A 3,918-nucleotide genomic window follows, 5' to 3' on the forward strand; every position below is an offset into this window, starting at 1 on the left:
CTCCAACAGCAAATACCAAGCCCGCGGCCCCAACATCAACCGACAGACCTACAAAGCCACCACCAGCATCGACATCATCACCACCGACCCTTGACACCCACCGCCCAGCCCTAACTGAACGGCGTTGTCTCTAGACCTCCTGCTTCGCCGACTTGTCGAGGGTGTTGTCGGGGTCGATAGCCCTTTCCTCATCTGGGCGGACAGCCGTCTCCTCGTCAGGGCCGACAGCGTCCGCGACAGGCTCGCCGCGCCCGAAGCCGAGCAGGGCCGAGGCGACCGCGAAGCTGACGGCCGCGGCGATCACGACGCCGAGAATGACTCCGAAGTGGCCGCCCTTGGGGGTGACCGCGAGGTAGGCGAAAATGCTGCCCGGCGAAGGGGTGGCGACCAGGCCCGCACCGGTGATCACGAAGGTGCCGACGCCAGCCGCACCCCCGGCGATCATGGCGAGGATCAGCTTCGGCTTCATCAGCACGTACGGGAAGTAGATCTCGTGGATGCCGCCGAGGAAGTGCACGATGATCGCGGCCGGGGCGCTGGGACGCAGCGCGCGGGGGCCGAAGACCATGAAGGCGAGCAGCAGGCCGAGGCCGGGGCCGGGGTTCGACTCGATCATGAACAGGATCGACTTGCCCTTGTCGGCCGCCTCGGCGATGCCCAGCGGGCCGAACACGCCGTGGTTGATGGCGTTGTTGAGGAAGAGCACCTTTGCGGGTTCGACGAGCACCGAGGTCAGCGGCAGCAGGTCCTTGCCGACGAGCCAGTCGACGCCCGAGCCGGCCTGCTTGGTGAGCCATTCGACCACCGGACCGATGCCGTAGACACCGCCGATGGCCATCGCGGCACCGATGATGCCGGCGCTGAAGTTGTCGACCAGCATCTCGAAGCCGGGACGGATCTTGTTTTCGACCAGGCCGTCAAACAGCTTGAGGACATAGGCCGTGAGCGGCCCAATGATCATCGCGCCGAGGATCATTGGCACATCCGCGCCGACGACGAGGCCCATGGTCGCCACCGCGCCCACGACGGCACCGCGCTGGCCGTGGACCAGCCGGCCGCCGGTGTAGCCGATGAGCACCGGTAGCAGGATGCTGATCATCGGGCCGACCAGTTCGGCCAGGGTCTTGTTGGGGATCCAGCCGGTCGGGATGAACAGCGCGGTGATCAGGCCCCAGGCGATGAACGCGCCGATGTTGGGCATGACCATCGCGGCCAGGTAGCCGCCGAGGCGTTGCACCGTGGCTCTGAGGCCCTGGCCCTTCACCTCTGGTGTGTAGGAAGAGGAGGTCACGGGGGTATCTCCTTCATCGAGGGGTGGTCCAGACGGCCGCAGGGGAAGAAGCTCGTCGGGCTAGGGGTGGATGGTGACGTCGTGGCGGAACAGGTCCGCTGGGCCGGGCATCCGGCTGCCAGGCAGGCTCACCGCGGCGGCGCCCCAGGCCAGGCCTTCAGCGAGAGCGGCGGCACCTTGCGCGCCCGCAGCGAGGAACCCGGCGAGCAGCGCGTCGCCGGCACCGACGGTGCTGCGGGGCCGGGCGACCGGACAGGTGCCGGTGCGGACCCCTTCGGCGTTGACCAGGACAGCGCCGTCAGCGCCGAGGCTGGCCACGACGGTGCCGGCTCCCCATGCCCGCAGGCACTGAGCGGCATCGACCACATCGTCGAGGTCCTTCAGCGGGGTGCCGACCACTTCGGCCAGTTCGTCGCGGTTGGGCTTGAGCAGGGTCGCCCCGGCCAGGGCGGCCTCGCGCAGGGCGGGGCCGCTGGTGTCGACGGCGACCCTGACGCCGGCGGCGCGCAGCTTCCGGCACAGCTGAGCGTAGGCGTCGGCGGGCAGACCGGGCGGGACGCTGCCGCACAGCACGACCCAGTCGGCACCGCTGGCGCGGGCGAGCACCCGGTCGATCACCTCGTCGAACTCGGCGCGGCACATGGCCGGGCCAGGCTCGTTGATCTTGGTGACCGTGCCGTCGGGCTCGGCCAGGGTGATGTTGGAACGGGTCCTTCCAGAGATCGACACGGCGAGGACCTCCACACCCTCCGCCTTGAGGAGGCCGATGAGCTGGTTGCCCTCGTCACCTCCGGACGGCAACACCGCTACCGACGGCACCCCGTTGGCCAGCAAGGCACGGGATACGTTGACGCCCTTGCCGCCGGGGTCAAGGTGAGCGGTGGCAGCCCGAATGACCTCGCCCCGGGTGAGTGAGTCGACCTCCACGGCCCGGTCGAGGCTGGGGTTGAGGGTGACGGTGACGATCATGCCCGCTCGGCTCTCATGCGCGTACCACCCGAACGCCCGCTGACTCCAGGTCACCAACCAGGTCGAGGTCGGCACGGCTGTCGGTAATGAGCAGGTCGACGTCGGCCAACTCAGCGAACCGGGCCAGATAGTCGTTGCCGAGCTTGGTGTGATCGGCGACCACCACCGTGCGGCGGGCCGCACGGACCATCGCCCGCTTCACCGCCGCCTCGGACGGGTCCGGGGTGGTCAGCCCGCGCTCGACCGAGATGCCGTTGGTCCCAACGAACGCGACGTCGACGTAGAGGTCCGCCAACGGCGACAGCGCCCAGTCGTCGACGGTCGCCAGGGTCTTCCCGCGGACCCGTCCACCCAACAGCAGCACGTTGAGATTGGCGTAGGTACCGAGGGTCGTGGCGATGACCGGCGAGTTGACCACGACGGTCAACTCTCGGTCGACCGGCAGCAGCTGCGCCAGCCGGGCGGTCGTGGTGCCGGCGTCGAGGATGACAGCGCCCTCCTCCGGCACCTCGCTCAAGGCGAGCTTGGCGATGCGCTCCTTCTCCTCGATGAGCACCGCGTCGCGCGCCGCCAGCGCGGGCTCAAACCCGAGCCGTTCGACCGGAATAGCTCCACCATGGACCCGGCGCAGCACCCCAGCCCGCTCCAGGATGGTGAGGTCGCGGCGGATGGTCTCCGACGTCACGTTGAGCCCATCGGCCAAGCCAGCCACCTCGACCCGGCCCACGTCCCGGGCGATGCGAAGGATCTCCTGCTGTCGTTCCTCGGCGTACATCCTGTTGTTTCACCGCCGTTTCGTTTTGCTTGTGCTTTGTTTACGCCCGGGTCTAGGGAAAGTCAAGGGACGGGCCACAGAAAGCCACACCCCCGGTATCCGGCAGGACGAGTGGGACCCGGGACTCCAGTGACACTTCGCGATCTAGGTGACTGGTAGTTGGAGTCGTTGCCGTACGCGGGTTTGGTGGGTGCGGCGCCAGGCAGACCAGCGCAGGGCGTGCCCGACGTCGCCGCTGGTGTGGCGGCCATGGGACTCGGCCTGAGCCCGTTCTTGACCGTCACTGCCCCGCCTGGCCATATCTGGCACGCGACGGGCACGGCCCTTTCGGGGGCGCAGTTGGCGCACCTGTCGTCGTAGGCTCCGCCGGTGAAGCGACCGCAGAAGGTTGTGGCCTACACCGTCCACGACGATCGGCTGCTGGTGTTCGTCCACGCCGACGATGAACAGTTCGATCAATCGGGCCTGCAAGTTCCTGCCGGCACGGTTGGTGAGAACGAGCTACTGGAGCAAGCTGTGCTGCGCGAAGCGTTCGAGGAAACCGCCCTGCATGGACTACGCATCGAGCGGTACCTCGGCACGGCGGAGTGGGACGTGCGGCCCTACGCCGACGAGGTGCACGTGCGGCACTTCTTCCACCTGTCCGTCGAGGACGCCGAGGTTCCGGATCGGTGGATCGCCGTGGAACGCGGCGACGGCGACAGCAAACCGATCCGCTTCGAGCTGTACTGGCTGCCTCTGGCCCAAGGACACGTTCTAGTACGACAGCCGCCATTCGTGATCATGGTGGGAATTCGAGGTTGAGGCGGCGGGCGTAGTGGGCTCGTTTGGCGCATGCTTGGTGTCGGCGTCGCCAGTTTGACCAGCGCAAACGGTAGGCGAT

Annotated in this window: 4 protein-coding genes; 1 reads left to right on the forward strand and 3 read right to left on the reverse strand. The window is 67.9% G+C overall.

Translation table 11 applies throughout. From position 1 onward, the window contains the following. Positions 1 to 130: 130 nt before the first annotated feature. Genes mtlA through DLJ59_RS01475 form a run of 3 tightly spaced genes read right to left on the reverse strand, consistent with a single transcriptional unit; the run spans position 131 to position 3,035 of the window. Positions 131 to 1,291 (reverse strand): mannitol-specific PTS transporter subunit IIC, encoded by a 1,161-nt coding sequence (gene mtlA / locus DLJ59_RS01465; protein WP_124770723.1) that lies wholly within the window; start codon positions 1,289 to 1,291, stop codon positions 131 to 133. A gap of 60 nt (positions 1,292 to 1,351) precedes the next feature. Next, on the reverse strand, positions 1,352 to 2,260 hold the full coding sequence (pfkB, locus tag DLJ59_RS01470) for a 1-phosphofructokinase (protein ID WP_124770724.1): 909 nt from the start codon (positions 2,258 to 2,260) through the stop codon (positions 1,352 to 1,354). A 13-nt stretch (positions 2,261 to 2,273) separates the two neighbouring features. Further along, entirely contained in the window at positions 2,274 to 3,035 is a 762-nt protein-coding gene (locus DLJ59_RS01475; RefSeq protein WP_124770725.1) for a DeoR/GlpR family DNA-binding transcription regulator, read from the reverse strand. A 369-nt stretch (positions 3,036 to 3,404) separates the two neighbouring features. Between DLJ59_RS01475 and DLJ59_RS01480 the strand changes: the two genes are divergently transcribed. Further along, on the forward strand, positions 3,405 to 3,839 hold the full coding sequence (locus DLJ59_RS01480) for an NUDIX hydrolase (RefSeq protein ID WP_124770726.1): 435 nt from the start codon (positions 3,405 to 3,407) through the stop codon (positions 3,837 to 3,839). The last annotated feature ends 79 nt before the right edge of the window (positions 3,840 to 3,918 follow it).

Source organism: Micromonospora inaquosa, from assembly GCF_003857055.1.
Classification (GTDB): domain Bacteria; phylum Actinomycetota; class Actinomycetes; order Mycobacteriales; family Micromonosporaceae; genus Micromonospora; species Micromonospora inaquosa.

Excerpts from the sequence above, each read along its gene's own strand:
- pfkB (WP_124770724.1), bottom strand. The coding sequence starts at position 2,260 with ATGATCGTCACCGTCACCCTCAACCCCAGCCTCGACCGGGCCGTGGAG.
- DLJ59_RS01475 (WP_124770725.1), bottom strand. The coding sequence starts at position 3,035 with ATGTACGCCGAGGAACGACAGCAGGAGATCCTTCGCATCGCCCGGGAC.